Here is a 26,430-nt window from a genome sequence, read left to right as displayed (position 1 = left end):
CATCAAGCGTGACCGCGGCATCAAGGACTGGGGCCATATGATCCAGGGCCATGGCGGCATGCTCGACCGGCTCGACTCGGTGGTGTTCGCTGCGCCGATTTTCTTCCATGTCACGCGTTACTGGTGGGTGCCCTGAGCCAGTGCACGCGCAAGCATGCGCGGGCGGGCGCAGGCCACGCCGCATGCCGGCGCCGCCGCTGTGCGGCTTCGCCAGCGCAGTGGCGGTTCGGGCTGGTGCGGTGGAGGTGGACCTACGGGGCCATCCTTCCTGGCGTATACCCGGACACGCCGAACCGGGTTCGCGCCGCCTGCCTCGGCATGGGGCGGTACGTGCACCCGGGTGCGTGAAGGATGCTGCCATGGCGGCGCGCGCAGGGCCGTGAAATATGCCGTAGGAAATGTCTGCTCCAGCATTGGCGCAAGACCCTGTAAAATCCTCGCCTACAGGCGCGGCTCGACCCGCCCGGATTGCCCCCTTCCTTCCCTTTGCCGGCCCATCCTCGCCGGCAAAGTCAATTACGAAAGTCATGTCAGAGTCTGATGAAGCCAGAGTAGCCGCGGCGGCGTGGGTCCGTGAGCAGATGGATCGCCACGGCCTCACGCTCGAAGATTTGGTCGAAGCTGGTTGCTTTCCCGCATCGCTGCAGGAGCAGGACGAACCGGACGCCGAAGCGGCAGAGGTCGTGGAGGCGCCACAATCGCTGGCGGTCGCCAGGCCCGCCACGCCCCTTTACCGCAACGCCCTCGGCCAGAGCTGGGACGGCACCGGGGAGCGGCCGGAATGGCTGCAGCGCGCGGTGAACGCCGGGCAGTCGATGGAATTCTTCCGGGTCGAATAGCCCGGGGGACTGGCAGCGGATAACGGCGCGCGCGCCTACTGCGCCGCCGCTTCCACTTCCAGCGCCGTGATCGTCAGCGCGCCATTCACGCGCGCCACGCTGAACCGCACCCGGTCGCCTTCCTTCACCCGCCCGACCATGGCGGGATCCTGCACGCGGAAGATCATCGTCATCGCCTGCATGTCCAGGTTGGCGATAGGGCCATGCTTGATGGTGAGTTTGCCGGCAGCGGCGTCCACTTTGCGGATTTCGCCTTCGGTCATCGGGGCCGGTGCCGCGGCAGTGGCGCTGGCGGTGGCCGCGCCGGTTGCGTCGGCCGCCATCGCGGGCAGCGCGGCCGGGGCGCTCAGCAGCGCGAGCAGGGCGATCAGGGATGTGCTGGGTTTCATGTCGGTTCCTTGTTCCTTGTTCCTTGTTCGTTGGCGTTCGGGGTAATCAGCGCACGCGGATCTGGCCGCGCATGCCGGCGTCGAAGTGGCCCGGTTGCAGGCAGGCGAATGGCACGCGGCCGCCGCGCGTGAAGTGCCAGACCAGTTCGCCGCTCTTGCCGGCATCGAGCGTGACGGCATTGGGGTCGGCGTGTTCCATCTCGGGCATCTTCAGCATGGCGGCGTAGTGGGCCTTGAGGTCGGCGTCGCTGCCGATCACCATCTCATGGCGCAGCCGGCCGGCATTGCGCACCAGGAAACGAATGGTTTCGCCGGCGCGGACGGCGATCTCCGACGGCGTGAAGCGCATGTCGTCGCTCATGTCGATGACAATGGTGCGGCTGACCCTGGACGCATCGCCAGGCTGGCCGATTGCGTCGCCGCCCTCGCTGGCATGGTGTCCGGCATGGTCGCCCGCGGCAAACGCCGGGGACCATGCGAAGACGCTCGCTGCGGCCAGCAGCGCGGCTGCCGCGCGGGATTTCAGTTTGCTCATCGGTCTGGTCATTTGCCTGCGCCTTTTGCCTCGGTGTATTCGAATGCGACCGTGCCCTTGGGGTGGCGGTACCAGCCCGGATCGCGATAGTCGTCGCGGCCGAGCCCTGCGCGCACCTTGAGCACGCTGAACATGCCGCCCATTTCGATGGGCCCGAACGGACCCTGCCCGGTCATCATYGGCAGGGTGTTGTCCGGCAGCGGCATCTCCATGCCGCCCATGTCCGCCATGCCGGCTTCGCCCATCGCCATGTAGTCCGGCACCAGGGCGTTCATGCGCTTGGCCAGGTCCTTCTGCTTGACGCCGATCATGGTCGGCACCTGGTGTCCCATGGCGTTCATGGTGTGATGCGACTTGTGGCAGTGGAAGGCCCAGTCGCCCGGATTGTCGGCCACGAACTCGATCGCGCGCATCTGGCCCACGGCCACGTCCGTGGTGACCTCGGGCCAGCGCGCGGACGGCGGCACCCAGCCGCCGTCGGTGCCGCTGACTTCGAAGCGGTGGCCGTGCAGGTGGATCGGGTGATTGGTCATGGTCAGGTTGCCGAAGCGGATGCGCACCCGGTCGCCCAGGCGCACGGGCAGGCTGTCGATGCCCGGGAACACGCGGCTGTTCCACGTCCACATGTTGAAATCGGTCATCTCCGCCACGCGCGGGGTGTAGGAGCCCGGATCGATGTCGTAGGCCGAGATCAGGAACACGAAGTCGCGGTCCACCCGCATCTGTGCCGGGTCTTTCGGATGCACCACCAGGAAGCCCATCATGCCCATGGCCATTTGCACCATCTCGTCGGAGTGCGGGTGGTACATGAAGGTGCCGGCGTGCTTCATCTCGAATTCGTAGACGAACGTCTTGCCCGGCGGGATATGCGGCTGCGACAGGCCGCCCACGCCGTCCATGCCGGCCGGCAGGATGATGCCGTGCCAGTGCACCGTGGTGTGCTCCGGCAGCTTGTTGGTGACGAAGATGCGCACCTTGTCGCCTTCCACGCATTCGATGGTTGGCCCCGGGCTCTGGCCGTTGTAGCCCCACAGGTGCGCCTTCATCCCCGGGGCGAACTCACGCTCGACCGGCTCGGCCACCAGGTGGAACTCCTTCCAGCCTTGCCGCATGCGCCACGGCAGGGTCCAGCCATTGAGCGTGACCACCGGGTTGTAGGGCCTGCCGGAGGCGGGCTGCAGCGGCGGCTGCGTGGCCGTGCTCGATTGCAGCGGTGCCTCGGGCAGCATCGCCGCGCCGGCGCGCGACACCAGCGCCGCGCCGAGCATGGCGGCGCCGGAGCCATGCAGGAATTGTCGTCGGGTGACCATGTTCAGTTTCCTTTGGGCAGGGCTGCGCTTTCCGGGCGGGCGGCGGCCACGGAAGACGGTGCGGAGGGCAGGGAAGGCGGGCGCGCCGGAGCCGCTGCGGCCGGTGGCCTGGCTGGCGCGCCTGCGCCGTCGGGCAGGCGGCCGCCAAGCGCGGCCTGCAGCTCGGTTTCGGCCAGCCAGTATTCGCGCAGCGCGTCGAGGTAGCCATTGACGGCGTTGACCTGCTCGCGCGCGTCCGACAGCAGCTCGAACACGCTGAGCAGCATGCCGTTGTAGCGCAGCAGGGCTTCGTCGGAGATGCGCTTGCGCAGCGGTACCRCCTCGTCGCGGTAGTGCCGCGCGATATCGTAGCGGGCCTGATAGCCGGCGTAGCTCTCGCGGACTTCCGAGCGGGCGTTGATCGCGTTTTCCGCCAGCCGGCTGGCCGCCTGCATATAGACCGCCTCGGCGCGCGCCCCGCGCGCGCCGCCCCAGTCGAACAGCGGGATCTCGAGATTGATGGCATAGCCGCTTTCGGTGGGCTTGGCCGTTTCGGAGTTGCGCAGGTAAGCCACGTCGATCACGCTGATGAAACGCGTGGCGCGCGTGAGGCCGAGCGAACGCGCCAGGCTCTCCAGCTGCACGCGGCCGGCCTGCAGGTCCAGGCGATTGCCTACTGCATAGCCTTCGAGGTCGGCGAGTGCGGGGCGCGCCTTCGGCAGGTCTGGCAGGCGCTCCGGCAGGCGGTACTGCGCGCCGCTGCCCCACAGGCCGAGGCGGCGCGTCAATTGCTCGCGTGCCGCCAGCGCCTGCTGGCGCGCACGGGCGAGCTGGGTGGTGGCGTCGGCATAGAAGGCCTGTTCGCGTGCATGGTCCAGGGAGCTGACGTTGCCCGCGCGCGCAAGATCGCGGGCGAACAGCGCGCCGGTCTCGGCCGCGTGCCTGACCTGTTCGGCATAGCGCACCGCCTGTTCCGCGGCGACCGCGTTGACGAAGGCCTTGCGTGTTTCGAATGCATGCCGCAGGAGGCTGTCGGCCACCGCCAGCCGGGTCTGCGCAAAGCGGTCCTGCTCGATGCGCGCCGCCAGCGGCAGCGTCAGCAGGTTGACCAGGCCCACCGCGATGGCGCGTTCGATCTTCAGGTCGTCGCCCTGGCGCGTGCGGCTGAAGGAGAAGCCGGGATTGGGCAGGCGCGTGGCCTGCACGTATTCGGCCTCCGAGATGCCGAGTTCGGCGAATGCGGCCTGCAGGCCAGCGTTGTTGAGCAGCGCGACCTGCACCGCGCTGTCTGCATCGAGCGGCTGCGCCAGCAGCGACCGGGTGCGCTGGTAGGCGTCGGCGCGCTCCTGGTCGGAGCGGATCCACAGCGCGTCCGTGCCCAGCCGTTCGCGCGCAGCAGTGGCAGCAGTGCCGAAGCCGCCGTCGTCGCTGAAGCTGGCGCAGCCGGCCAGCAGCAGGGCGCAAGTAGCCACGGCCGCCCGCAAGCACCCTGGAATGGAGAGAAACATGCGGCTTCCTCAGTGATGGCGGGCGTGGCCGCCGGGAGCGGACGCGCTGCCGCCGCCGTTGCCTGGCGCTGCCGGCCCTGGCGTGGCTGCGGGGGCATCGGATGCCTTTGCGGGGAGCGCGCCTGGTGCTACCTGCGCATTGGTCTGGCGCCAGGGCGCCACGGCCTGGGCCTGGAATGGCAGGTAGCCAGCCAGGACGTCCAGCGATGGCAAGGACGGCACGGGTGCGCCGGGATCGAGTGGATCGGCGGGCGCGGCCGGGCTGGAGGCGGCGTTGGCGCTGGCGCCGCTGCCGGGCTGGGCCGATGACAGGGCCGGCCCGAGCAGCAGGCACGCTGCCGCCATAAAGCGGACGAAATGCATGACAACCTCAGTGTTCGTGGATTGCGCCATGGTCGGCGCGGGGCAAGACGAACCTCAGCGAGCGTGCGATGGACGCACCTCGGGTGTCAGCAGCGTGCGGCGGGGGGACGGTCGGAGGGAGCGGGGAGAAAACCCGAGAAGGCCGCGAGCGCGGCCTGGGGGGCAGCGTGGCCGTGGCTGGCCAGCGCGAGTTCGGGCAGCACGGTGGGCATTACCGCGCCGAGCGCGCATGCCGAGCATGCGCTGCAAGTGCCGTTGGCGCCGTGCCCGGCGTGGTGGCTCTTGGCATGGTGATCGGGATGGGCCGGGTGGGCGGCGGCATCCGCCATATCGTCCACGTCGTGCGGCGCGGCCGTCGTTTCCTCGCAGTGCGCGCCGGCATGGCCGGCCAGGGCCGCTTCCGCCTGTGACTTCATGGCGGCGTGGCGCAGCATCATGGAGTCGATGGCCGGCGAATCGGCCGGCATGAGCGCCCCGGGCGATGCCTGGATCGACTGCGCCGTGCTGCACACCATCATGACTGCCGCCGCGATACCCTGTGCGGGCAGCGCGATCATGGCAAGACACAGCAGGAAGCAGCTCAGGAGGCGTTTCATCGAGGCCGGGCGAAAATGGATGCGGTATTGTACCTGCATTGAAAGCCGCGCGACCATGACGCCAACATGACAATGCTGACATCTTCGGCCATCGTTGCGAATCCTCGTATAGCGTGTCGGTGTGTTGCGAGCGGCGCGAGGGATGGTGGACAGCCGCTGGCTGGCCAGGAGTGAATGGAAATGCGCATACTGATTGTGGAAGACGAGCCCAAGGCGGGGGATTACCTGCGCAAGGGCCTGGGTGAATCCGGCTTCGTGGTGGACCTCGCGCGCGACGGCGTGGACGGGCTTGCCCACGCGCGCGGGCAGGAGTACGACCTCATCGTGCTCGATGTCATGCTGCCTGGCATGGACGGCTGGAAGGTGTTGCAGGAGCTGCGCCGCGAGCGCGATACGCCGGTGCTGTTCCTCACCGCGCGCGACGAACTGTCAGACCGCCTCAAGGGCCTGGAGCTCGGCGCGGACGACTATATGGTCAAGCCCTTCGCCTTTGCCGAACTGGTCATGCGCATCCGCACCATCCTGCGGCGCGGACCGCTGCGCGAGAGCGAACTGATCGAGGTGGCGGACCTGCAGATCGACACTGTCAAGCGCCGCGTCACGCGCGACGGGCAGAAGCTCGAACTGACCTCCAAGGAGTTCACGCTGCTGCAATTGCTGGCGCGCCGCCGTGGCGAAGTGCTGTCGCGCTCGCTGATCGCCTCCCATGTGTGGGACATGAACTTCGACAGCAACACCAATGTCGTCGATGTCTCCATCCGGCGCTTGCGCGCCAAGGTCGACGATCCTTTTCCCCGCAAGCTGATCCATACCCGTCGCGGCATGGGCTACGTGCTCGAGGACGAGGATACGCAATGATCCGGGCGTCATGATGCGTTCCGTGCTGCGCCTGCCCGCTTCGCTCACTGCCCGCATGGCGCTGGCCTATGGCGCGGCGACCGTGGCCATTCTGGTGGCGGTGGGCACCTACCTGGCCAGCGCGCTCGCTACCCAGTTGCAGGAGCGCGACGAAGGCGAACTGGTCGGCGAAGTGCTGCTGGTGCGCCATCTGCTGCGCGAAGTCAGCACCGAAGCCGAGGTCCGCGCCGACACGCATCGCTTCGCCGATCTCGCGCTCGGCCACGAAGGCCTGATCCTGCTGGTACGTGGCAGTCAGGGCGAGCCCCTGGTGACGCTCAATCCGCGCCATGAGCCGGTGCCGGTACTCCCGGTGCTGCCGGCCACCGCGGCGCCGGACAAGACGCTGCTGCGGACCTGGTACCCCCGCAACGGCGTGGCCTCGCGCGGCATCGCCGCGCTGGGCCAGCTCGGCGATAGCGAACGCACCGTCGAGATCGTGGTGCTGCGCGATGCCGGCTACCGTGTCGCCTTGATGAAAGCCTACCAGTCGCAGATGCTGTGGGCGACGCTGTGCGGGGCCGCGGTGGCGGCCGGCCTTGGCTACCTGCTGGCGCGGCGCGGCCTGCGGCCGCTGCGGCGCATGGCCGAAGACGCCTCCGCCGTGACCATGAGCAGGCTCGCCACGCGTCTCGACGCCGGGCAGGCACCCACCGAGCTGCGCGCGCTCGTCGACGCGCTCAACGACATGCTTGCCCGTCTGGAAGACAGCTTCCACCGGCTCTCAGAGTTCTCGGCCGATCTGGCGCACGATTTCCGCACCCCGATTAGCAACCTGATCGGCCAGACCCAGGTCACGCTCGGCCACAGCCGCCCGGTGCAGGAATACGAAAACCTGCTCGAGTCCAACCTGGAAGAATACGAGCGCCTCGCCCGCATGATCGAGAACATGCTGTTTCTCGCCCGCGCCGATCACGCACAGGTCGCCATGAAGGTGCGCGCGCTGGATGCGCGCGCCGAACTCGACAAGGTAGCGGAGTATTTCGAGGCCGTGGCCGCGGACCGCGACATCAAGGTGCGGCTGGCCGGGCACGGCATCGTGCGTGCCGACCAGACCCTGCTGCGGCGCGCCGTGACCAACCTCGTGGAAAACGCCTTGCGACACGCCCCCGCCGGCAGCGCCGTCGACATCCGCGTGACGGCCGACAGTGCCGCCACCACCATCCGGGTCGGCAACGGCGGCGCGGGCATCGCGCCGGACGCGCTGCCGCATGTGTTCGGCCGCTTCTACCGCGGCGATCCCGCGCGCAGCAACTCTTCCACTTCCACCGGGCTGGGGCTGGCGATCGTCGACACCATCATGCGCCTGCATGGCGGCCGCGTCAGCGCGCGCAGCCGTCCCGGGGAGACGGTGCTGGAGTTGTCGTTTCCGGTAGCGAACCCCTCGGCGGAACGCGCCAGCGGGTAGGCCGCCTTGCGGCGGCGCGCGGCCTGCGGACCGGCTGCGCGCTCTGCGCGCCATGCGGCAGGACCATCCTCATGGCCCTGCGCCACGACTTCGGCTACGGCACGATCAGCCTTCCGGGAGTGCCGGCGCCATTGGCGTGCCGGCTCCGGCTTCCTCCCGCTCCTCCTTCTCCTCGTTCTCCTCCTTCTCCCACTCATCGCGCCGGTGCGCCAGCCGGTAAAGCACCGGCAGCACCAGCAGCGTCAGCGCGGTGGAAGACAAGATTCCCCCGATCACCACCGTGGCCAGCGGCCGCTGTACCTCGGCCCCGGTGCCGGTGGCGATCGCCATCGGGATAAAGCCGAGCGAGGCCACCAGCGCGGTCATCAGCACAGGGCGCAGGCGGGTGAGGGCGCCGGTGTGGATGGCCTCGTCCAGGCCCTTGCCTTCYTCGCGCAGGCTGCGGATGAASGASAGCATCACCAGKCCRTTGAGCACCGCSACSCCSGACAGYGCGATRAAGCCSACCGCGGCGGAGATGGACAGCGGAATGCCGCGCAGCCATAGCGCGAGGATGCCGCCGGTGAGCGCGAAGGGGATGCCGGTGAAGACGAGCAGGCCGTCGCGCATGTTGCCGAACATGGCGAACAGCAGCACGAACACCATCAGCAGTGCCACCGGCACCACGATCTGCAGGCGGGTGGTGGCGGACTGGAGTTGCTCGAAGGTGCCGCCCCAGGTAACCCAGTAGCCAGCCGGGATCTTGATCTGGCGGTCCAGCGCAGCCATGGCTTCGGGGACGAAGCTGCCGACGTCGCGGCCGCGCACGTTGGCGCTGACGACGATGCGGCGCTTGCCGTTCTCGCGCGAGACCTGGTTGGGGCCGGGCGCGAGCGTGAGCGTGGCGATCTCGCCGAGCGGGATGTAGCTGGTGGGGGCGGCCTCTGCGTTGCGCGCGGCGCCGCCCCTGGGCAGCGGGATGGGCAGGCGGCGCAGGGCTTCGACGTCGGCGCGGATGCCTTCGGGCAGGCGCACGCCGATATTGAAGCGGCGGTCGCCCTGGAAGAAGATGCCGGCGTCGCGTCCGCCCACGGCGATGGCGACGGTGTCCTGCACATCGGTCATGTTCAGGCCGTAGCGTGCCGCGCGGGCGCGATCGACATCCACCGTGAGCACCGGCAGGCCGCTGGTCTGCTCGACCTTGACCTCGGCGGCGCCGGAGATCGCCTGCAGTACGCCGGCGACTTTCTGCGCGGTGTCTTCCAGTACCTGGTTGTCGTCGCCGAAGATCTTGATGGCGACATCGCTGCGCACGCCGGAGATCAGYTCGTTGAAGCGYARCTGGATCGGCTGCGAGAACTCGTACTTGTTGCCAGGGATGGTTTCCAGTTCGGCTTCCATCTGCGCCAGCAGTTGCTCGCGCGGCTTGCGCGGATCGGGCCACTGCGCGCGCGGCTTGAGCATGATGTAGCCGTCGGAGGCGTTGGGCGGCATGGGGTCGGAGGCGATCTCGGCAGTGCCGGTGCGGGCGAAGACGCGTTCGATCTCGGGGAATTTCGCCTTCAGCCGGGTCTCGATCTGCTGCTGCATGGCGACCGACTGGGTCAGGCTGGTGCCGGGTATGCGCAGCGCCTGCACGGCGAAATCGCCTTCGTTCAGGTTGGGAATGAACTCGCTGCCCAGGCGCGTGGCGAGCAGGCCGCTGAGCAGCACCGCGACGGCGGCGAACGTCAGCACCACGGGCGTGTTGGCGATGCTCTTGCCGAGCAGGGGGGCATAGGCGCGCTTGGCCCACAGCATGAGGCGGTTTTCCTTCTCGGCGACCTTGTCGCCGATGAACAGCGCCACCGCGGCCGGCACGAAGGTGACGGACAGGATCATCGCGCCGACCAGCGCCAGCACCACGGTCATGGCCATGGGATGGAACATCTTTCCTTCCACGCCGGTGAGCGCGAAGATAGGGATGTACACGATCATGATGATGAGCTGGCCAAAGACCAGCGCGCGGCGGGCCTCCTTCGATGCGGCGAAGACTTCGTGAAAGCGCTCGCTGCGCGTGAGCGGCCTGCCGTGGTGCTGCTGGGCATGGGCCAGGCGGCGCACGCAGTTCTCCACGATGACAACGGCGCCGTCGACGATGATGCCGAAGTCCAGCGCGCCGAGGCTCATCAGGTTCGCGCTGATCTTGTAGGTCACCATGCCGGTGAAGGTAAACAGCATGGACAGGGGGATCACCAGGGCCGTGATCACGGCTGCGCGCAGGTTGCCGAGGAACAGGAAGAGGATGACGATGACCAGCACCGCGCCTTCGACCAGGTTCTTCTTGACGGTGGCGATGGCGCGATCCACCAGCAGGGTGCGGTCATAAACCGTGACGGCCCTGACGCCTTCCGGCAGCGAGCGGTTGATGGCCTCCATACGCTTGTCCACCGCCTGCGATACGGCCCGGCTGTTCTCGCCGATCAACATGAAGACGGTGCCGAGCACGACTTCGCGCCCGTTGTCGGTGGCGGCACCCGTGCGCAGTTCGCGCCCGATGCCTACGTCGGCGAGGTCGCGGATGCGGATCGGCTGGCCTTGCGCGCTGCCGACGATGATCTCGCGGATATCGTCGACCGACCTGACCTGGCCTGGTGCGCGCACCAGGTACTGCTCGCCGCGCCGCTCGATGTAGCCGGCGCCCACGTTAGCGTTGTTCTTCTCCAGCGCGGCCACCACGTCCTGCAGGCTCAGGCCATAGGAAGCCAGCCGCTCAGGGCTGGGCGCCACCAGGTATTCCTTGGCGAAGCCGCCGATGGAGTTGATCTCGGTCACGCCGGGCACGGTGCGCAGCTGTGGCTTGATGACCCAGTCCTGGATCTCGCGCAGGTCGGTGGGCGTGTAGGCGCTGCCGTCGGGCTTCCTGGCGCCGTCTTCGGCTTCCACGGTCCACAGGTAGATCTCGCCCAGGCCGGTCGAGATCGGGCCCATCTGCGGGGCCACGCCGGGCGGGAGGTTGCGCGCGGCCTCCTGGATGCGCTGGTTGACGAGCTGGCGCGCGAAGTAGATGTCAGTGCCGTCCTTGAAGATCACCGTCACCTGCGACAGCCCGTAGCGCGACAGCGAGCGCGTCTGTTCCAGCCCCGGCAGGCCGGACATCGCGGTCTCGATCGGGTAGGTGACGCGCTGCTCGGTCTCGAGCGGCGAATAGCCAGTTGCGGCGGTGTTGACTTGCACCTGCACGTTGGTGATGTCGGGCACGGCGTCGATGGGCAGCCGGCTGTAGTTGTAGACGCCGAGCGCGGCCATGGCGAATACGGCGAGCAGCACCATCCAGCGCTGCGCGATGGCGAAGCGGATAAGTCGTTCGAACATGAGGGTCTCCGCCTTAGTGGCTGTGCTCGGCGCCGGCCTTGCCGAGCTCTGCCTTGATCACGAAGCTGTTGCCTGCCACGTATTTCCAGCCGGTCCTGAGGCCATGCGTGATCTCGACCAGCTTGCCGTCGCTGCGGCCGGTCTTGACCGGCTGGGCCAGGAAGCCGCCCGGCACGACGACGAACACCACCTGCTGGTCGCCGTTGCTCTGCAGCGCCTGCGCGTCGATGGCGACCGGCACGTCGGCGCTGGAATCGGTGACGGCCACGGTGACGAACAGCCCCGGGCGCCAGGCCATCTTCGGGTTGGGCAGCGTGACGCGTGCCGTGGCGGTACGGGTCTGCTGGCCGAGCAGGGAGCCGACGTAGGACACCTTGCCGCCGGCCTTGCCGTCGAAGGCCGTGGAGGCAATCCGCACCTTCTCGCCGACGCGCACGCGGTCCAGATCCTTGGGCGCGATCACGAACTCGGCCCATACGCTGCTGAGATCCGAGATGGTGAAGACATTGGCGTCCGCCGCCACGGCTTCGCCGAGCGCGAGGTGCTTCTCCACCACGGTGCCGTCGAATGGCGCCCGCAGCTCGAAGCGGTTCAGTGCGCGCGCATTGCCCGCGTTGCCACTGGCACCGATGGCGGTGAGCTTCTGCGTGGCGTTCTGGGTGGCGATGCGGGCTTCCTGCAGCGCGGTGCGCGCCGCAAGATAGTCCTGTTCGGCCGAGATCCTGTCCTCCCACAGCTTTTTCTCGCGGCGGAAGGTGGATTCGGCGAGTTCCAGGCGCTTCTGCGCGGCCAACAGTTCGCTGCGCTGGTCCGACAACACGGTGCTGGCCAGCACCGCCAGCAGGTCGCCCTTCTTCACCTGCTGGCCGAGGTTGGCGGAGACATTTTCCACCACGCCGGCCACGCGTGGCACCACGTGGGCGGTGCGGTCCTCGTTGAAGCGGATCTCGCCGGGGAAGGCAACGGTGCMTTCGATACGCGCCGGGCCGGCGCTCTGCAATGCCAGCCCCGCGCCCTGGATCTGCTCTGGCGTCATCTCGATGCGACCTTCCTCCCTGGCCAGCTTGATGGCAAGCGGTGCACTCGCACCTGGCAACGTCACGTCCAGGCGGGCTTCGAAAGCATGGGGCTCGTCGATGGCGCCTTCGCTCTGCAGATAGGACTGCGCTGGCCTGAAGGCGAGGGTTTCGGCCTCGCCGGTGAGCCGCAGCAAGCGTCCGGAGATCTTGACGCTGCCGGGTGCGACCGGCTTGCCTGCCTGCGCGGCCCAGACATGCATGCGCGGCGCGTCCTGGCCGGCGGCGCCTTCGGCCACCAGCACTTCGACCGTGGCGTCGCCCTGGCGGAACAGCTGGCCGCCGTTGGGGCCGGTGGTGCTGGCGTGGTGTTCGGCGTCGCCGTGCGCGTCCGCGTCGTCGTGCGCGGCGCCGGGCCTGGCGCCGTGATGCTCGTTGTCATTGTGGGCGGCAGCCTCGGCATGGGTGCCGCTGCCGTGCCCGTGTCCGTCCGCGCCGCCGTTGCCACGCCCGACGAAAATCAGCGCCGCGCCGGCCAGCGCGCCGCCGGCCAGGATGATGGCGACGGCCGTTTTCTGCTTGGTGTTCATTGCCATGATGGAATTCCTTTTGAGCCCTGACGGCGCTAGCGGCCGAGAATGCGGTCGATGGTGGTGGCGGCCTGGTAGGCGCTGGCGACCACGCCGAGATAGCGGATGCGTGCCTGGAACCACGTACGCTGCGCATCGAGCACGTCGAGGAAGTTGAACTTRCCGGCTTCGAAGCCGCGCGTGGCTGCATCGAATGCTTGCCGGGCGGCAGGCAGCACCGTGCTCCTGAGCGTTTCGGCCGAGGTGCGCGACACGGTCAGTTGCTGCGCGGCCTGCTGCAGTTCCCTGGACAGCCGCACCTGCGTGGCGCGGTACTCGTCCGCGGCCTTGTCGGCCTGACGCATGGCGGCGTACAGGTTGCCCTGGTTGCGGTCGAACAGCGGCAACGGCAGCGCCACGCCGAGCACCGGCATGGTGCCGCGATCCGAGGCGTTGTCGCGCTTGCTGCCAAGGCTGACGGTCAGGTCCGGATACTGGCGGCTGCGCTCCACGCCGATCACGGCCTGGCGCCGCTCCAGTTCAAGCCGGCTGCTTGCCAGTTCGGGCGCGGCGTCGAGCGCCTGCATCAGGATGGCGCCGTCAGGGCGCGCGGGCAGGGCATCGAGGTTGCCGGCGGCTTCGCTGAAACGGGCTTCGCCGCTGCCCCACAGGCTGGCCAGCGACAGGCGAGCCGTGGCCAGAGCCGCTTCGGCGTCGGCCACCTCGAGTCCGGCATTGGCTTGCTCGACGCGCGCCTTGCTTTCTTCCAGCGGCGCGATCTTGCCGGCGGCCACGCGGCGTGCCGCGGCCTGCGCCCCTTTGGCGGCAATTTCGGCCGAACCGAGCGCCAGCCTGAGCCGTTCCTGCGCGATGACCACGCCGAAGAAGCTCCCGATCACGCTGGCGCGCAGGTCGGTGCGCGTCACGCCAAGCTGGGACTGGGCCAGTTCGCGTGCCTTCTGCGCGGCGCCGATGCGCGCGGCCCGCTTGCCGCCCAGTTCGATGGGCAGGTTGATCTGCGCGGTGGTGGTGCGCGTGTCGCGGCGGTTGTCCTCGAACAGGACCGCCACTTCGGGGTTGGGGATCACCCGCGCCTGGGCGATGCCACCTTCCGTGGCAGCCAGTTCATGGCCAGCGGCGGAGAGCGTGAAGTTGCGCTCGGCCGCCAGGGCCAGGGCATCTTCCAATGTCAGCGCGCCGGCTGGCTCAGCGGAAGATGCGGCAGCCTGCGTGGAAGAGGAGGCAGACGAAGGCGCAGGAGAATGCGCCAAAGAAGGCGCCAAAAAGTCCGAAGAAGGCGCCGCGTCCTGCGCGAACGCGGCCGGGCCGAGCAAAGCTGCCGCCAGCCCGAGCGGCATCACAAATGTTCTCATCGAATTTCACCGGAAGGAAACCAGGGAAGCTCGGCGAGACGAAAGTCTGGAGATGGGTGGAGTCGTCTCGCCGGTCAGGCGGCGAGCGACCACTGCGGACGGTCGGGCGTGGCGCCCGGCGCGGAGAGGAATGACGCGGCAAGCGCGTGGTAGGAGATGGTCATGCCAGGATGCGAGCCCGTGCTGGCAAAGTCCGGCAGCACCAGTTGCGCGCCGGCGAAATGGCAGACCGCGCAATCCAGGTCCGGCAGCTTGGTCTTGCTGCTGCCGTCCTTGGCGTCCCGGCCGTCGGGGCTGTGCTGATCGGTAGCCGCGCCCTGGTGGGCATGACTGTGGTGGCCGAAATGCCAGCTTGCGCCCGCGGCATTGGCGCCGCCGTGCTGACCGTCATGGCCGCAATACGCCGCCGCACCGGCCCAGGCGAACTGGAGCGGCAGAAGGAGGGCGAAAAGCAGGATCAGGAACCGGCGCATGTGGCGGATTATATAGGCAGCGGGTTTGACCATGACGTACGCAGGGGATAAGCAGGCATTTCCCGGGAGATGGCGACAGTGGTGGCCTGCAGGCGCGGACCGGTGATTCGAGCCCGGAAACGGCCGGGGGTTCCCGTGGCCGAAGCGGCATGGCATGCACATTCCCGGCCCGGTAGACGGGGCTTGACCCTGTAGTCGCTCCAGGGTCTTAAATGGCGATAAGCCACAATAAGCAGGGAACACCGCCATGCCTAGCGCAACGCCAGACCAAACCGCCGTCCGTGACCGGAAGGGCAGCAGCCACGACCACGCGCACGACCATGATCATGACCACGGGCACGTTCATGGGCACGTTCATGGACACGTTGATGGCGACGACCACCAGCACGGGCATGGACCGGATGGTGAACAGCATGCGCACCGGCATGCGCCACATGCGCATGACCATCAAGGCCATCGGCACGACCACAACCACGAACACGACCACAAGCACCACCACGCCGGCGAGGCGGCCTGCTGCGGCAGCGCCTGCGCGTCGTCCGGGGTAGCGCCGACAGCCGCCGTGGCGGTGCCGGCGGGCGCGGCAATGGCCACTTATCGTATCGATGCGATGGACTGCCCGACCGAGGAAACCCTGCTGCGCAACAAGCTCGGCGGCATGGCCGGGGTAGCCGCGCTGCAGTTCAACCTGATGCAGCGCGTGCTGACGGTGCACCACACGCTGGATTCGCTGGACCCGGTGGTGCGCGCCATCGAAAGCCTCGGCATGAAGGCCGAGCCGCTGTCGGAGCAGGCGGCCGAACTGGCGCCRCAGGCCGCCAGGCCGTGGTGGCCGCTGGCGCTTGCCGGCGCAGCGGCGCTGGGCGCGGAAGCGGTGGAATGGCTGCACGTGCCGGGGCAGGACTGGCTGGCACCGGTGCTGGCGCTGCTGGCCGTCGCCATCGCCGGCCTCGGCGTGTACAAGAAGGGCTGGATCGCGCTGTCCAACGGCAACCTGAATATCAATGCGCTGATGAGCATCGCCGTGACGGGCGCGATGCTGATCCGGCAGTGGCCGGAAGCGGCCATGGTGATGGTGCTGTTCGCGCTGGCAGAACGCATCGAGGCGGCGTCGCTGGACCGGGCGCGCAATGCGGTGCGCGGCCTGATGGCGATGGCGCCCGAGCAGGCCACGGTAAAGCAGGCGGACGGCAGCTGGCAGGCGGTCGATGCGCGCGCGGTGTCCATCGGCGCGCTGGTGCGGCTGCGCCCGGGCGAGCGCGTGGCGCTGGATGGCCGGGTGCTGCGCGGCCAGTCCACGCTGGACCAGGCGCCGATCACAGGCGAGAGCGTGCCGGTGGACAAGGGCGTGGGCGATGCGCTGTTCGCCGGCACCATCAACCAGGCCGGCGAGTTGGAATACGAAGTGACCGCGGCCGCCAGCGGCTCCACGCTCGCGCGCATCATCCACGCGGTCGAGGCCGCGCAGGGCAGCCGCGCTCCCACGCAGCGCTTTGTCGACCGCTTTGCCCGCGTGTACACGCYGCTGGTCTTCCTCGGCGCGGTGCTGGTGGCGGTGGTCCCGCCGCTGGCGCAGGGCGGCGACTGGAGCGCGTGGATCTACAAGGCCCTGGTGCTGCTGGTGATCGCCTGCCCGTGCGCGCTGGTGATCTCGACGCCGGTGACCATTGTCAGTGGACTGGCTGCGGCGGCGCGGCGCGGCATCCTGGTCAAGGGCGGGGTCTATCTCGAACAGGGCAAGGATCTAGCGTGGCTGGCGCTGGACAAGACGGGCACCATCACGCACGGCAAGCCGGTGCAGACCGACTACCTGCCGCTGGGCGAAGTCGTCGCGGGTGGCGCCGCGGCGAGCGACGCGGCCCGCGTGGTCGCGGCCAGCCTCGCGGGCCGCTCGGACCACCCAGTGTCGATGGCGGTGGCCAGCGCCGCGCGCGCCGCAGGCATCGCGCTGCTCGATGTGCGGGACTTCGCGGCGCTGCCCGGCTACGGCGTGAGCGGCACCGTCAACGGCCGCGCCTACTATCTCGGCAACCACCGCCTGATCCATGAGCGCGGGCTGTGCTCGCCCGAACTCGAGGCCACGCTGGAAGCGCTGGAGCGGCAGGGCAAGACGGTGGTGCTGCTCGGTGCCGATCACGGTGTCGAGGCCCTGTTCGGCGTGGCCGACACGGTCAAGGAGAGCAGCCGCCAGGCAGTGGCCGAGCTGCATGCGCTGGGCGTGCGCACGCTGATGCTGTCGGGCGACAACCCGCACACGGCGCAGGCCATCGCCGGGCAGGTGCAGATCGACGAGGCGCGCGGCAACCAGTTGCCGCAGGACAAGGCGGATGCCATCGCCGCGCTGAGCGTGAAAGGTGGCGAAGGGCAGGCGCGCGCGGCCGGCAGCGGCAAGCGCGTGGTGGTGGGCATGGTGGGCGACGGCGTCAACGACGCGCCCGCGCTGGCGCGCGCGGATATCGGCTTCGCCATGGGCGCGGCCGGCACCGACACCGCCATCGAAACCGCGGACGTGGCGCTGATGGACGACGATCTGCGCAAGATCCCCGCCTTCATCCGCCTGTCGCGGCGTACCTCGGCGATCCTGAAGCAGAACATCGTGCTGGCGCTCGGCATCAAGGCGGTTTTCCTCGTGCTGACCGCGCTCGGCCTGGGCACCATGTGGATGGCGGTGTTCGCCGACATGGGCGCGAGCCTGCTGGTGGTGTTCAACGGCCTGCGCCTGGCCAAGGCGGGGCGGGGATAAAACGACCGCGCCCCCGGGAAAGGGGGCGCGGCAGTCATTCCGGTGCGGCTCAGGGCTGGATGATCAGCTCGCCGCTGCGGCCTTCGATGGCGCCCCAGGTCACCGGGGCCTGCGGCAGGGCCGAGCGGTCCAGGTGGCGGTAAAAGGTGGCCATCGATACCAGCTCGTGGCCCTGCGCGCGCCAGCCGTCCAGCAGCCGGTTGAACACCGGCGCCAGCTTGCCGCCTTCCAGCTCGGTATGCAGCGTGAAGACATGATCGCGCTCGCCTTCGCTCAGGCGCAGGACAGCGGTGTGGACATTGTCCTCGGTCAGGCCATCCGTGCCGATCAGCTCGTCGAGCGTGGGCAGCGTGGTCGGCATCTGCACGTGGCGGCACGCCACGCCGTCGACGGTCGGAATGTAGGGCGCGGTCCCGCGTCCATCGGACGCATAGACCATGCCCCAGTCGTCGATCTGGCGGAAGGCCTCGTCGTTCATCTGCCAGCCCGCCGCGCCGTGGGTGGGCGGCGCCTCGCCGAAGATATCCACGTAGCGGTCGAAGGCGCTCTGCATCTGGCGCCGGGTCCAGGCGGCATCGCGCCCGCGCACATTGTCCTGCCAGTAGACGTGGTCCCAGGTATGGATGCCGCACTCATGGCCGGCCGCGCGCGCCGCGCGCATCTCGGCGGCGCCCTTGCGGCCAATGTCGGGGCCGGGCAGCAGCACGCCGTACATCAGCGTGCGCAGGCCGTAGTTGGAGACCACCGAGGTGCGCGACACCTTCTGCAGGAAGCCGGGGCGAAACACCCGCCGCAGTGCCCAGCCGGTGTGATCCGGCCCGAGACTGAAGAGAAAGGTCGCCTCGGCCCGCACGCGGGCCAGCATGGCGAGCAGCGCCGGCACGCCTTCGCGGGTACCGCGCAGCGTGTCGACGTCGACCTTGAGGGCGATACGGGCCATCGGGCGCGCCTTAGTTGGCCGAGTCGACCAGGGTACGCGCTTCCACCACCTTGCCGCGGTAGGCTTCGAAGATCGCGCGCAGCGCGTCTTCCATGCCGACCGAGGGCTTCCAGCCCAGYTCTTCSATSGTGTTGTCGATCTTCGGCACRCGGTKCTGCACGTCCTGGTAGCCCTTGCCGTAGAAGTCGCCCGAAGACGTTTCCACGATCTGGGTTTGCTTGGCCAATTCGGCGTATTCCGGGTAGTCGGCGGCCATCTTCAGCATCATCTCGGCCAGTTCGCGCACCGAGTGGATATTGGCCGGATTGCCGATGTTGTAGATCTTGCCGGTGGCCACGCCTTCCGGGTTCTCGATGATGCGCATCAGGGCGCTGATGCCGTCGGTGATGTCCGCGAAGGCACGTTTCTGCGCGCCGCCGTCGACCAGCTTGATCGGCTCGCCGCGCACGATATGGCCGAGGAACTGGGTCACCACGCGCGAGGAACCTTCCTTCGATTCGAAGATCGAGTCCAGGCCGGCGCCGATCCAGTTGAACGGGCGGAACAGGGTGTAGTTCAGGCCTTGCTCCATGCCGTAGGCGTGGATCACGCGGTCCATCAGCTGCTTGGAGCAGGCATAGATCCAGCGCGGCTTGTTGATCGGGCCGCAGATCAGCTCGGAGGTCTCGGGATCGAACTCGTCGTCGTGGCACATGCCGTACACCTCGGAGGTGGACGGGAACACCAGGTGCTTGCCGTACTTCACGGCGGCACGCACGATCGGCAGGTTGGCTTCGAAGTCGAGCTCGAACACGCGCAGGGGCTGGCGCACGTAGGTGGCCGGGGTGGCGATGGCCACCAGGGGCAGGACCACGTCGCACTTGCGGATGTTGTACTCGATCCACTCCTTGTTGATGGTGATGTCACCTTCGAAGAAGTGCATGCGCGGGTGATCGATCAGGTCGCCCAGGCGATCGCTGGACATGTCCATGCCGTAGACTTCCCACGGCGTGGTTTCGAGAATGCGGCGCGTCAGGTGATGGCCGATGAAGCCGTTGACGCCAAGAATCAGGACCTTTTTCATCGGTTTTCCTCTTTGGATTGTGCAGTAAGAAATGTAGAGAGTACGTCGGGCGAAACGGCTTGTGCCGGTGCACCCGCGTCGAGTAATGCCTGGATCAGGATCGTGCCGCCGTCGCCGCACAAGCCGATGATCTGTCCGCCTGCCACGTGCAGGCCGGGACGGGCGCCGGCGGGCAGCCCGGCGCTAGCGGCCGGATTGCCATGCGGGCGGCGCGCCTGTGCCACCACGAAACGCCGCCCGCCCACGTCGGTGAAGGCGCCGGGATAGGGCGGCGCGACGGCGCGCACCAGGTTGTAGACCTGGGCGGCGCCTTGCTGCCAGTCGATGCGGCCGTCCTCCGGCTTGCGGCCGGAAAAATAGCTGCCTTCGGCGAGGCGGTTGGGCAACTGGACGATATTGCCGGCCATCATGGCGGGCAGGGCACGCCATAGCGTCTGCTCGGCCGCCACGGTCACCTTCTCGAAGACTTCGCCCGCGGTGTCGTCCGGCAGGATCGGCACGGAAGTCTGGTCGACGATATAGCCGGCATCCGGCTTGGCTTCCATGGCGTGCAGCGTCGCGCCGGTTTCGCTTTCACCGTGCAGCACTGCCCAGTTCACCGGCACGCGGCCGCGGTACTTCGGCAGCAGCGAGCCATGCATGTTGAACGCGCCCCGCGGTGCCAGCGCCAGCACCGCCGCGGGAATCATCGAGCGGTAGTAGAAGGAGAAGATCGCGTCCGGGCGCGCGGCAGCCACTGCCTGCGCGATCGCGGGGTCGCGCGGATCTTCGCCATAGGTGAAAGGTATGCCGAGCTCGGCGGCGGTATCGGCGACGCGGCGGAACCAGATGTTCTCGTCCGCGCGGTCGCGGTGCGTGATGACCAGCGCCACTTCCACGCCGCGCGCATGCAGCACGCGCAGGCAGCGGTCGCCGACGTTGTGATAGGCGAAGACTACTGCGCGCACGATGAGGGCTCCGCGATTTTCTGCTGTTCGGGGTTGCCTTCCAGCACGGCCTGGATGCGGTAGCGCGGGCGGTTGCGTACTTCCTGGTAGATGCGGCCGATGTACTCGCCCAGCAGGCCGATGCCGAACAGCATGATGCCCACCAGGAAAAAGTTGAAGGCCAGCAGGGTGAACACACCCTGGACTTCCGCGCCAAGCAGGAAGCGGCGTACCAGCAGCACCACCACCAGCCCGGCCGAAGCCAGCGAGAGCAAGGTGCCGATGGCCGAGAACCATTGCAGCGGCACGATCGAGAAGCCGGTCACCAGGTCGAAGTTCAGCCGGATCAGCTGGAACAGCGAGTACTTGGATTCGCCGGCGTGGCGCTGCTCGTGCTCCACCATGATTTCCACCGGATTGGAGGAGAACGTGTACGCCAGCGCGGGGATGAAGGTATTGACTTCGCGGCAGGCATTGATGGTGTCGACCACGTCGCGGTCATAGGCGCGCAGCATGCAGCCCTGGTCCGTCATCTTGATGCGCGTGATGCGCTCGCGCAAACGATTCATGGCGCGCGAGGCAATGCGGCGGAACGCCGTGTCGTTACGCTCGCGGCGGATGGTGCCGACGTAGTCGTGGCCTTCGCGCATGGTCGCCACCAGGCGCGGGATTTCCTCCGGCGGGTTCTGCAGGTCGGCATCCAGCGTGATCACGATCTTGCCGCGGGTCTGCTCGAAGCCGGCCAGGATGGCCATGTGCTGGCCAAAGTTGCCGTTGAACAGCACCACGCGCGTGACGTCGGGGCGCAGGCGGTACTGGCTGGCCAGGATCTGCGCCGAGCGGTCGCGGCTGCCGTCGTTGATGAAGATGATCTCGTAGCTGCAGGCGAGACTGTCCATCGCCGGGTAGAGACGGTCGAACAGGGCTTGCAGGCCGTCTTCCTCGTTGTAGACGGGAATGACGACGGAAACCTCGACGGGGCTTATTTGAGGAGGCGTTTGCATGTTTCGCTGAGAGTTGCGCAGACCCGTTCCACGTCGGCGGACTGCATGGCAGGGAACATCGGCAGAGTGACGATGCCCCGTCCGATGCGCTCGGCATGTGGCAGCATGCCTTCGCGCCAGCCAAGGGAGCGGTAGTAAGAAAACAGGTGGAGGGCGGGATAGTGCACGCCGGTGCCGACGCCGCGCTCGCGCATGCCTTCCATGACGGCGGTGCGGCCGCCCTCGATGCGCGCGGCCGGCAGCACCACCTGGAACATATGCCAGTTGGTGGTGGCCAGTTCGCCGTCGCGCGGCAGCGGCAGCTCGATGCCGAGCTCGGCCAGGCCGGCGTCGGCGGCGCAGCGGAAATAGGCTTCGGCCAGTTCGGCGCGGCGCGCGGTGACACGGTCGAGGTGTGCCAGCTGCGACAGGCCGATGGCGGCATTGACGTCGGTCAGGTTGAACTTGCCGCCCGGTTCTTCGACATCCATGCCGTCCATGCCGGTGCGAATCACGCCTTGCAGGCGCAGGCGCTCGGCACGCAGGGCTTCTTCGGGCGAGTTCATCACCAGGCAGCCGCCTTCGACGCTGGTGATGTTCTTGTTGGCCTGGAAGCTGAAGCTGACCAGGTCGCCGAAGGCGCCGATGCGCTGGCCGCGCCAGCGCGAATCGATGGCCTGGGCGGCGTCCTCGATCACGCGCAGGCCATGCTTGCGCGCGATGGCGTAGAGGCGGTCCATGTCGACCGGCAGGCCCGACAGGTAGACCGGCATGATGGCGCGCGTGCGCGGCGTGATGGCGGCTTCCACGGCGTCGAGATCGAGGTTGCGCGTGCGCGGGTCGATATCGACGAAAACCGGCTTTGCACCCACCGCGACCACCACGTTGGCGGTCGCCACCCAGGTGATCGGCGTGGTGATGACCTCGTCGCCGGGGCCAATGTCGGCCACGCGCAAGGCGATCTCCATGGTTGCCGAACCATTGGCGAAGGTGCGCACCGGACGGCCGCCGAAGAGCGCGGACAGCGCATCCTCGAACGCGTGCATCTTGGGGCCGGAAGTGATCCAGCCCGAGGCCAGTACCTTGCCGACTTCGGCAATGGCGTCGGCGTCGATCACCGGCTTCACGAAGGGCAGGAAATCTTGGGCTGCGGGTGCGGTCATGGCGGTCAGGCTTGTTGGTGCAATGGTACGGTGATCAGGAGCGGGCAATCAGGAACACGCCGGCGAGAATCAGCAGGATGCCTGCCACGCGCATCGGGCCGATCATTTCGCCGAACAGCCACCAGGCCGCCAGCGCATTCACCACGTAGCCGAGCGACAGCATCGGGTAGGCAATGGAGACGTCCACGCGCGACAGGCCCACGATCCACACGCCCACGCTCACCACGTAGAGCGTGAGGCCGGCCAGCACGGGCCACTGCGTCAGCACGCGCAGCGCCGTGGTGAACAGCGTGGCGCGCTCCAGGGTGATGGCGCCCACGGCGTTGGTGCCAGCCTTGAGCAGCAGCTGCGCGCACGCGTTGAGCAGCACGCCGGTAAAGATGAAAGCGAAAGTCGATAGCGTCATGGCGCGCGGTTCGGTTCTGGCTGGGTTGCCGCCGGCGCCTGGCCGGGCGGCGGGAAATTGGTGACCGCCACGCGGCGCTTGTCCTGCCCGATCTTGTACATCGGCACCTTGCGCTCTTCCAGCAGGCGGTAGGTCGCGGCCGACATGATACCTACGGCATGCTGGCCGTCCTGCCATTTTGCAATAAAGGCATCCAGGCTGGGCAGCCATTTCTGCGGTTCCTGCTTGGTGCCGAATTCAAGCTCGTCCGGCCATTCCACCATGATGGTGGTGCGGCGCAGGTAGTAAGGCAGGGTGTGGTCCAGCATGCGCACGCCATAGATGGGCATGTCGTCGGTCAGCACGGCCTCGATGGCCGGCACCATGTCCACGCCGGAGGTCGGCCGTCCCATCACTTCGTGACCGAGCAGCGCGACCGTGAAGCTGCTGAGCATGGCCAGGGCGTAGACCGTGATGCTTACCATCAGGCCCTTGGCCGCCAGCAGCCACCGCGCCAGGAAGATTCCGCCCAGCATCAGCACGAAGGCCGCGCCGACCCAGACCGCGAACAGCCGGTACAGCTCGTTGGGCGTATTGTCGGAATTCAGCGTGGCCACGTACGGGCTGGCGAGCAGGCCGATGGCGGCGATCACCAGCATGCCGTTGAGCTGCCGGCGCCAGTTGCGCTCGTCGATGTACTGCAGCGCCACCGCCGCAAGCATTCCCAGCGCGGGAAAGATCGGCACGATGTATCCGGGCAACTTGGAGCCCGACAGGCTGAAGAAGACGAAGATGGCAATGGCCCACACGGCCAGCAGCAGCGCCGGCTGGAACGGCCTGGCGGCCGTGCCGCGCGCCGCGGCAGCGCGGGCGTCCACGCGTTCGCCCCGCACCACCTGCCACATGCGCGGCATCAGGCCCAGCCAAGGCAGGAAGCCGGCCACCAGCAGGGGCACGAAGTACCAGAGCGCGCCCTTGCGCGAGTGCACCGTCGAGGTGTAGCGCTGCCAGTGCTCATGGATAAAGAAGAAATTGAGGAACTCGGGGTTGCGCTCCGACACCAGCCAGAACCACGGCACCGTGACGATCAGCATCAGGACGATGCCGCTGACCAGGTGCAGGCGCTTCCACAGGCCGAAATCGCGCGAGATCACCGTGTAGATCACCAGCACCAGGCCGGGCAGCGCAATGCCCACCAGGCCCTTGGTCAGGATCGCCACGCCCATGGCCACCCAGCAGGCCCACATCCAGTAGCGGCGGCCGGCCGGGGTGGCGTCGGGGTGCTGGGCCAGCAGCATGAAGGCCAGTACGCAGGCCATGGCGCCGGACAGCGTCATGTYGAGCGAATTGAAGTGCGAAGCAACGCTCCACATCGGTGCGGCAGCCAGCACCAGGCCGGTCAGGAGCGCCGCGCGGGCGCCATACCAGCGGGATGCCGCCAGCATCGACACCACCAGGCCGACCATGCCGGACAGCGCCACGCACAGCCGTGCCTGCCAGTCGCCCACGCCGAACAGCGTGTACGACAGCGCCGTCACCCACATGTGGAAGGGCGGCTTCTCGAAATACTTCAGCGCGTTGTAACGGATCGTGACCCAGTCGCCGGTGGCGAACATTTCGCGGGCGATCTCGCCATAGCGGCCCTCGTCGGAGCGCAGCAGATGGCGCGCCTCGAGCGTGCCGAACCAAACCAGGAGAATAAACAGGCTGACCAGGATAATCGCCGTGGTGGGCAGGCCGGCAGATTGCGAAACACCTTGTGCGGTGCTTCGCGAGGTTTCTCGCGAGGTCACGGAACTACGCATACGTCTCCTGGAAACGGTCGGATGGGCGTCATGCACTGATGACGGGCGATTCCTGGCCGGACCCGGCAAGGCCTGGTGCCTTGCCGTGCCGCCGGAACGCCGGTTTCGGCCGTGGGTGCGCCCGTGCATCGCGTGCCAATGGCCAGCCCGATTTATCTGTTTCGGGGGCGGCTCGCATGCAGGGAACACATCACAACGCAGCAGCCGTCGCTTTGGTGGACAACAAGGCCAAAGCGCTTGCCAGCGCCGGCCGCCTGGGCTGGATTGGCAAACGGCAAACCGCGCCCTCAATGTGGCGCGGCGCGCAATGTTAGCACGACAGCCCGCACCCGCCGCCGCTCGGGCGGGCAGGCAAGCCGAAGCGTCACCCGGACAAGCGGCATGTCAGCCCGGAAGCGGCGCAGTCGGCATATTGCGGGCGCTGCGCAGGCGCAGGGCGGCACCGATCAGGAGGATGCCGCAAACCAGCGCCCAGGCCCCGATCATCCACAACAGCGCCAGCGCGCCGGCCAGCGGCTGCCATAGCAACAGGAAAGCGAACACGATGCTCACCAGGCCGGCCAGCACCAGCCACCATTCATTGGGAATGTCCTTGCGCAAGCGGATGGCGGCCACGATCTGCAGCACGCCGGTGGCCAGCGTCCAGGCTGCGATATAGAGCAGGAGCGAGAATGCCGTGACCACCGGGCTGAACCAGGTCAGCAGGCCCACGCCGAGGCCAAGCAAGCCTTGCAGTGCAAGGATGCCGCGGTCGCTGGCCTCGCGCTGGCTGCCGGAGATGGCCATCGCCAGGGCGGTCACGCCATCGGCGGCCGCGAAGGCGCCAAACACCAGCACCAGCGCGGCCAGGGTGGCTATGGGCGCGAAGAACGCGCAAATGCCGAACAGCACAGCGAAAATGCCACGCAGGCCGACGACCCACCAGAGCTTGGCGTAGTAGTGAAGCATGGATACCTCCCTGACAAGCTGCAAGCTGGCCCGGGCGAGCACTGGCCTGCACGGACGAAGACCGACAAGACAAGCCAGCGAAAAAGCGCTAATTTCTAACCAGAGCGGGCGGCGACGCCTGCCTGCCCCGGCGCGCAGGTGCCTTGCCGGAACCAGCGGGGGCGTGAACTCATTCTAGACAGGATTCATGTGAGCATAAAGGCGCAATTGGCCGGGGCTTCCGCGTTGGCGGCGATGCTGCTGGCGCACGGCGGGCCCGCGCTCGCCCAGGCTACGGCTACGGCTACGGCTACGGCTACAGCCACGGCCACGGCTGCGGCTGCGGCCAGCCAGGTCGCGGCACAGGTTCCAATGGAAGCCGTGGCGCGCTCGGCGGCGGTCCTGTGCGATGCGCCCTGGTTCCGCTCAGGCGCGCGGGTGCAGATGGAAGGCGACGGCGACATGCCCACGTCGATCACCATGACGCTGCGCCACACCACCAGGAACGACGCCGGCTGCCGGGCCCAGCTCGAAGTGCGCTCCAAGTCGGCGCTGTCCGCCCTGATGGGGCCGCCGGTCATCATGGACCAGGTCCATATGGTCAATATAGAGCGCCGCACCAGTACCGCCAGTGCCAGCATCGAGAGCGAGCATGCCGTGATCAACGCGCAGGGACGCTATGCCCGCATGTATGGCGAGGCGGCATTCCGGGGGCAGGGCGTGTTCAACTACGCGGGGACGGATGTCCGCGAGGGCGGCACGATCGATGGCGAGATGTTCGAATCCAGCGTGTCGCTGCAGATCTATCCGCTCGGCGGGGATGACGTCATCGGCAGCATGCGCGCGCTGTACGCGTCGATCAACGTCGGTACCCGCCATGTCGGCAAGCGCCAGATGATCGATACCG

General features: G+C 67.9%; 24 protein-coding genes. 6 read left to right on the top strand and 18 right to left on the bottom strand.

The window, feature by feature from the left end; genetic code table 11:
- Both AC1DO7_RS22360 and AC1DO7_RS22355 read left to right on the top strand, forming a co-directional pair.
- Positions 1–136: phosphatidate cytidylyltransferase (locus AC1DO7_RS22360; RefSeq protein ID WP_477116580.1), on the top strand; the 136-nt coding region annotated here is incomplete at its 5' end.
- A gap of 391 nt (positions 137–527) precedes the next feature.
- Entirely contained in the window at positions 528–839 is a 312-nt protein-coding gene (locus AC1DO7_RS22355; RefSeq protein ID WP_441616978.1) for an H-NS family nucleoid-associated regulatory protein, read from the top strand.
- A 35-nt stretch (positions 840–874) separates the two neighbouring features.
- On the opposite strand, the gene AC1DO7_RS22350 is transcribed toward AC1DO7_RS22355, so the two are convergent.
- From AC1DO7_RS22350 to AC1DO7_RS22325, 6 genes are all read right to left on the bottom strand, one after another.
- Positions 875–1,228, bottom strand: a complete 354-nt coding sequence (locus AC1DO7_RS22350) for a copper-binding protein (RefSeq protein ID WP_441616976.1) — start codon at positions 1,226–1,228, stop codon at positions 875–877.
- Positions 1,229–1,274: 46 nt separating this feature from the next.
- The gene (locus tag AC1DO7_RS22345) at positions 1,275–1,763 is read right to left on the bottom strand and encodes a cupredoxin domain-containing protein (protein ID WP_441616974.1); all 489 of its coding nucleotides are present in this window, start codon (positions 1,761–1,763) and stop codon (positions 1,275–1,277) included.
- 8 nt (positions 1,764–1,771) lie between these two features.
- On the bottom strand, positions 1,772–3,073 hold the full coding sequence (locus AC1DO7_RS22340) for a multicopper oxidase domain-containing protein (RefSeq protein ID WP_441616972.1): 1,302 nt from the start codon (positions 3,071–3,073) through the stop codon (positions 1,772–1,774).
- 2 nt (positions 3,074–3,075) lie between these two features.
- Complete coding sequence (locus AC1DO7_RS22335) at positions 3,076–4,560, bottom strand: TolC family protein (RefSeq protein ID WP_477116578.1); 1,485 nt, start codon at positions 4,558–4,560, stop codon at positions 3,076–3,078.
- Between the two features lie 9 nt (positions 4,561–4,569).
- Complete coding sequence (locus AC1DO7_RS22330; protein ID WP_441616968.1) at positions 4,570–4,923, bottom strand: hypothetical protein; 354 nt, start codon at positions 4,921–4,923, stop codon at positions 4,570–4,572.
- 86 nt (positions 4,924–5,009) lie between these two features.
- Positions 5,010–5,519, bottom strand: coding sequence for a hypothetical protein (locus AC1DO7_RS22325; protein WP_441616967.1), 510 nt, complete (start codon positions 5,517–5,519; stop codon positions 5,010–5,012).
- A 180-nt stretch (positions 5,520–5,699) separates the two neighbouring features.
- Between AC1DO7_RS22325 and AC1DO7_RS22320 the strand changes: the two genes are divergently transcribed.
- Both AC1DO7_RS22320 and AC1DO7_RS22315 read left to right on the top strand, forming a co-directional pair.
- Entirely contained in the window at positions 5,700–6,377 is a 678-nt protein-coding gene (locus AC1DO7_RS22320) for a heavy metal response regulator transcription factor (protein WP_441616965.1), read from the top strand.
- A gap of 10 nt (positions 6,378–6,387) precedes the next feature.
- Positions 6,388–7,824 (top strand): heavy metal sensor histidine kinase, encoded by a 1,437-nt coding sequence (locus AC1DO7_RS22315; protein ID WP_441616963.1) that lies wholly within the window; start codon positions 6,388–6,390, stop codon positions 7,822–7,824.
- A gap of 105 nt (positions 7,825–7,929) precedes the next feature.
- On the opposite strand, the gene AC1DO7_RS22310 is transcribed toward AC1DO7_RS22315, so the two are convergent.
- The 4 genes from AC1DO7_RS22310 to czcI all read right to left on the bottom strand — a co-directional run bounded on the left by AC1DO7_RS22310 (position 7,930) and on the right by czcI (position 14,621).
- Positions 7,930–11,157 carry a CusA/CzcA family heavy metal efflux RND transporter gene (locus tag AC1DO7_RS22310; RefSeq protein ID WP_441643250.1) on the bottom strand — a complete coding sequence of 1,076 codons (3,228 nt, stop codon included), beginning with the start codon at positions 11,155–11,157 and terminating at the stop codon, positions 7,930–7,932.
- Between the two features lie 13 nt (positions 11,158–11,170).
- Positions 11,171–12,769, bottom strand: a complete 1,599-nt coding sequence (locus AC1DO7_RS22305) for an efflux RND transporter periplasmic adaptor subunit (RefSeq protein ID WP_477116577.1) — start codon at positions 12,767–12,769, stop codon at positions 11,171–11,173.
- Positions 12,770–12,798: 29 nt separating this feature from the next.
- Positions 12,799–14,115 (bottom strand): TolC family protein, encoded by a 1,317-nt coding sequence (locus AC1DO7_RS22300; RefSeq protein ID WP_441649720.1) that lies wholly within the window; start codon positions 14,113–14,115, stop codon positions 12,799–12,801.
- Positions 14,116–14,189: 74 nt separating this feature from the next.
- Positions 14,190–14,621 (bottom strand): cation efflux protein, CzcI family, encoded by a 432-nt coding sequence (gene czcI / locus AC1DO7_RS22295; RefSeq protein ID WP_441616955.1) that lies wholly within the window; start codon positions 14,619–14,621, stop codon positions 14,190–14,192.
- Positions 14,622–14,835: 214 nt separating this feature from the next.
- Here czcI and AC1DO7_RS22290 point away from each other — a divergent pair, with 214 nt between their 5' ends.
- A complete protein-coding gene (locus tag AC1DO7_RS22290) occupies positions 14,836–17,331 on the top strand; it encodes a heavy metal translocating P-type ATPase (protein WP_477116576.1) in 2,496 nt (831 codons plus the stop codon).
- Between the two features lie 49 nt (positions 17,332–17,380).
- Here AC1DO7_RS22290 and AC1DO7_RS22285 read toward each other — a convergent pair whose 3' ends face one another.
- From AC1DO7_RS22285 to AC1DO7_RS22250, 8 genes are all read right to left on the bottom strand, one after another.
- Positions 17,381–18,271: a polysaccharide deacetylase family protein gene (locus AC1DO7_RS22285; RefSeq protein WP_441616951.1), complete on the bottom strand. Its 891-nt coding sequence runs from the start codon at positions 18,269–18,271 to the stop codon at positions 17,381–17,383.
- A 10-nt stretch (positions 18,272–18,281) separates the two neighbouring features.
- Entirely contained in the window at positions 18,282–19,334 is a 1,053-nt protein-coding gene (locus AC1DO7_RS22280; protein ID WP_477116575.1) for a bifunctional UDP-4-keto-pentose/UDP-xylose synthase, read from the bottom strand.
- Positions 19,331–20,281 (bottom strand): formyltransferase, encoded by a 951-nt coding sequence (locus AC1DO7_RS22275; protein ID WP_441616947.1) that lies wholly within the window; start codon positions 20,279–20,281, stop codon positions 19,331–19,333. The genes AC1DO7_RS22280 and AC1DO7_RS22275 overlap by 4 nt, the downstream gene beginning before the upstream one ends.
- Positions 20,269–21,264 carry a glycosyltransferase gene (locus tag AC1DO7_RS22270; protein WP_441616945.1) on the bottom strand — a complete coding sequence of 332 codons (996 nt, stop codon included), beginning with the start codon at positions 21,262–21,264 and terminating at the stop codon, positions 20,269–20,271. The genes AC1DO7_RS22275 and AC1DO7_RS22270 overlap by 13 nt, the downstream gene beginning before the upstream one ends.
- A complete protein-coding gene (locus AC1DO7_RS22265; protein WP_441616943.1) occupies positions 21,243–22,406 on the bottom strand; it encodes a DegT/DnrJ/EryC1/StrS family aminotransferase in 1,164 nt (387 codons plus the stop codon). Before AC1DO7_RS22265 ends, AC1DO7_RS22270 begins: the two co-directional genes overlap by 22 nt.
- Positions 22,407–22,440: 34 nt before the next feature.
- Positions 22,441–22,812 carry a DMT family transporter gene (locus AC1DO7_RS22260; protein WP_441616941.1) on the bottom strand — a complete coding sequence of 124 codons (372 nt, stop codon included), beginning with the start codon at positions 22,810–22,812 and terminating at the stop codon, positions 22,441–22,443.
- Positions 22,809–24,596 (bottom strand): glycosyltransferase family 39 protein, encoded by a 1,788-nt coding sequence (locus AC1DO7_RS22255; protein WP_477116574.1) that lies wholly within the window; start codon positions 24,594–24,596, stop codon positions 22,809–22,811. The genes AC1DO7_RS22260 and AC1DO7_RS22255 overlap by 4 nt, the downstream gene beginning before the upstream one ends.
- A 384-nt stretch (positions 24,597–24,980) precedes the next feature.
- Positions 24,981–25,544: an HdeD family acid-resistance protein gene (locus AC1DO7_RS22250; RefSeq protein WP_441616937.1), complete on the bottom strand. Its 564-nt coding sequence runs from the start codon at positions 25,542–25,544 to the stop codon at positions 24,981–24,983.
- Between the two features lie 234 nt (positions 25,545–25,778).
- Here AC1DO7_RS22250 and AC1DO7_RS22245 point away from each other — a divergent pair.
- Positions 25,779–26,430, top strand: a 652-nt coding sequence (locus AC1DO7_RS22245) for a hypothetical protein (RefSeq protein WP_477116579.1), incomplete at its 3' end; no start/stop codon positions are given.

The organism is Cupriavidus sp. 05N40 (genome assembly GCF_056397305.1).
Note: the sequence above shows the minus strand (reverse complement) of the source record. Positions and strands in the feature narration are given on the sequence as shown.

Bases quoted from the DNA above. Each gene is read 5' to 3' on its own strand.
- AC1DO7_RS22355 (WP_441616978.1), top strand. From the start codon at position 528: ATGTCAGAGTCTGATGAAGCCAGAGTAGCCGCGGCGGCGTGGGTCCGT.
- AC1DO7_RS22350 (WP_441616976.1), bottom strand. From the start codon at position 1,228: ATGAAACCCAGCACATCCCTGATCGCCCTGCTCGCGCTGCTGAGCGCC.
- AC1DO7_RS22345 (WP_441616974.1), bottom strand. From the start codon at position 1,763: ATGAGCAAACTGAAATCCCGCGCGGCAGCCGCGCTGCTGGCCGCAGCG.
- AC1DO7_RS22330 (WP_441616968.1), bottom strand. From the start codon at position 4,923: ATGCATTTCGTCCGCTTTATGGCGGCAGCGTGCCTGCTGCTCGGGCCG.
- AC1DO7_RS22325 (WP_441616967.1), bottom strand. From the start codon at position 5,519: ATGAAACGCCTCCTGAGCTGCTTCCTGCTGTGTCTTGCCATGATCGCG.
- AC1DO7_RS22320 (WP_441616965.1), top strand. From the start codon at position 5,700: ATGCGCATACTGATTGTGGAAGACGAGCCCAAGGCGGGGGATTACCTG.
- AC1DO7_RS22315 (WP_441616963.1), top strand. From the start codon at position 6,388: ATGATGCGTTCCGTGCTGCGCCTGCCCGCTTCGCTCACTGCCCGCATG.
- czcI (WP_441616955.1), bottom strand. From the start codon at position 14,621: ATGGTCAAACCCGCTGCCTATATAATCCGCCACATGCGCCGGTTCCTG.
- AC1DO7_RS22285 (WP_441616951.1), bottom strand. From the start codon at position 18,271: ATGGCCCGTATCGCCCTCAAGGTCGACGTCGACACGCTGCGCGGTACC.
- AC1DO7_RS22270 (WP_441616945.1), bottom strand. From the start codon at position 21,264: ATGCAAACGCCTCCTCAAATAAGCCCCGTCGAGGTTTCCGTCGTCATT.
- AC1DO7_RS22265 (WP_441616943.1), bottom strand. From the start codon at position 22,406: ATGACCGCACCCGCAGCCCAAGATTTCCTGCCCTTCGTGAAGCCGGTG.
- AC1DO7_RS22260 (WP_441616941.1), bottom strand. From the start codon at position 22,812: ATGACGCTATCGACTTTCGCTTTCATCTTTACCGGCGTGCTGCTCAAC.
- AC1DO7_RS22250 (WP_441616937.1), bottom strand. From the start codon at position 25,544: ATGCTTCACTACTACGCCAAGCTCTGGTGGGTCGTCGGCCTGCGTGGC.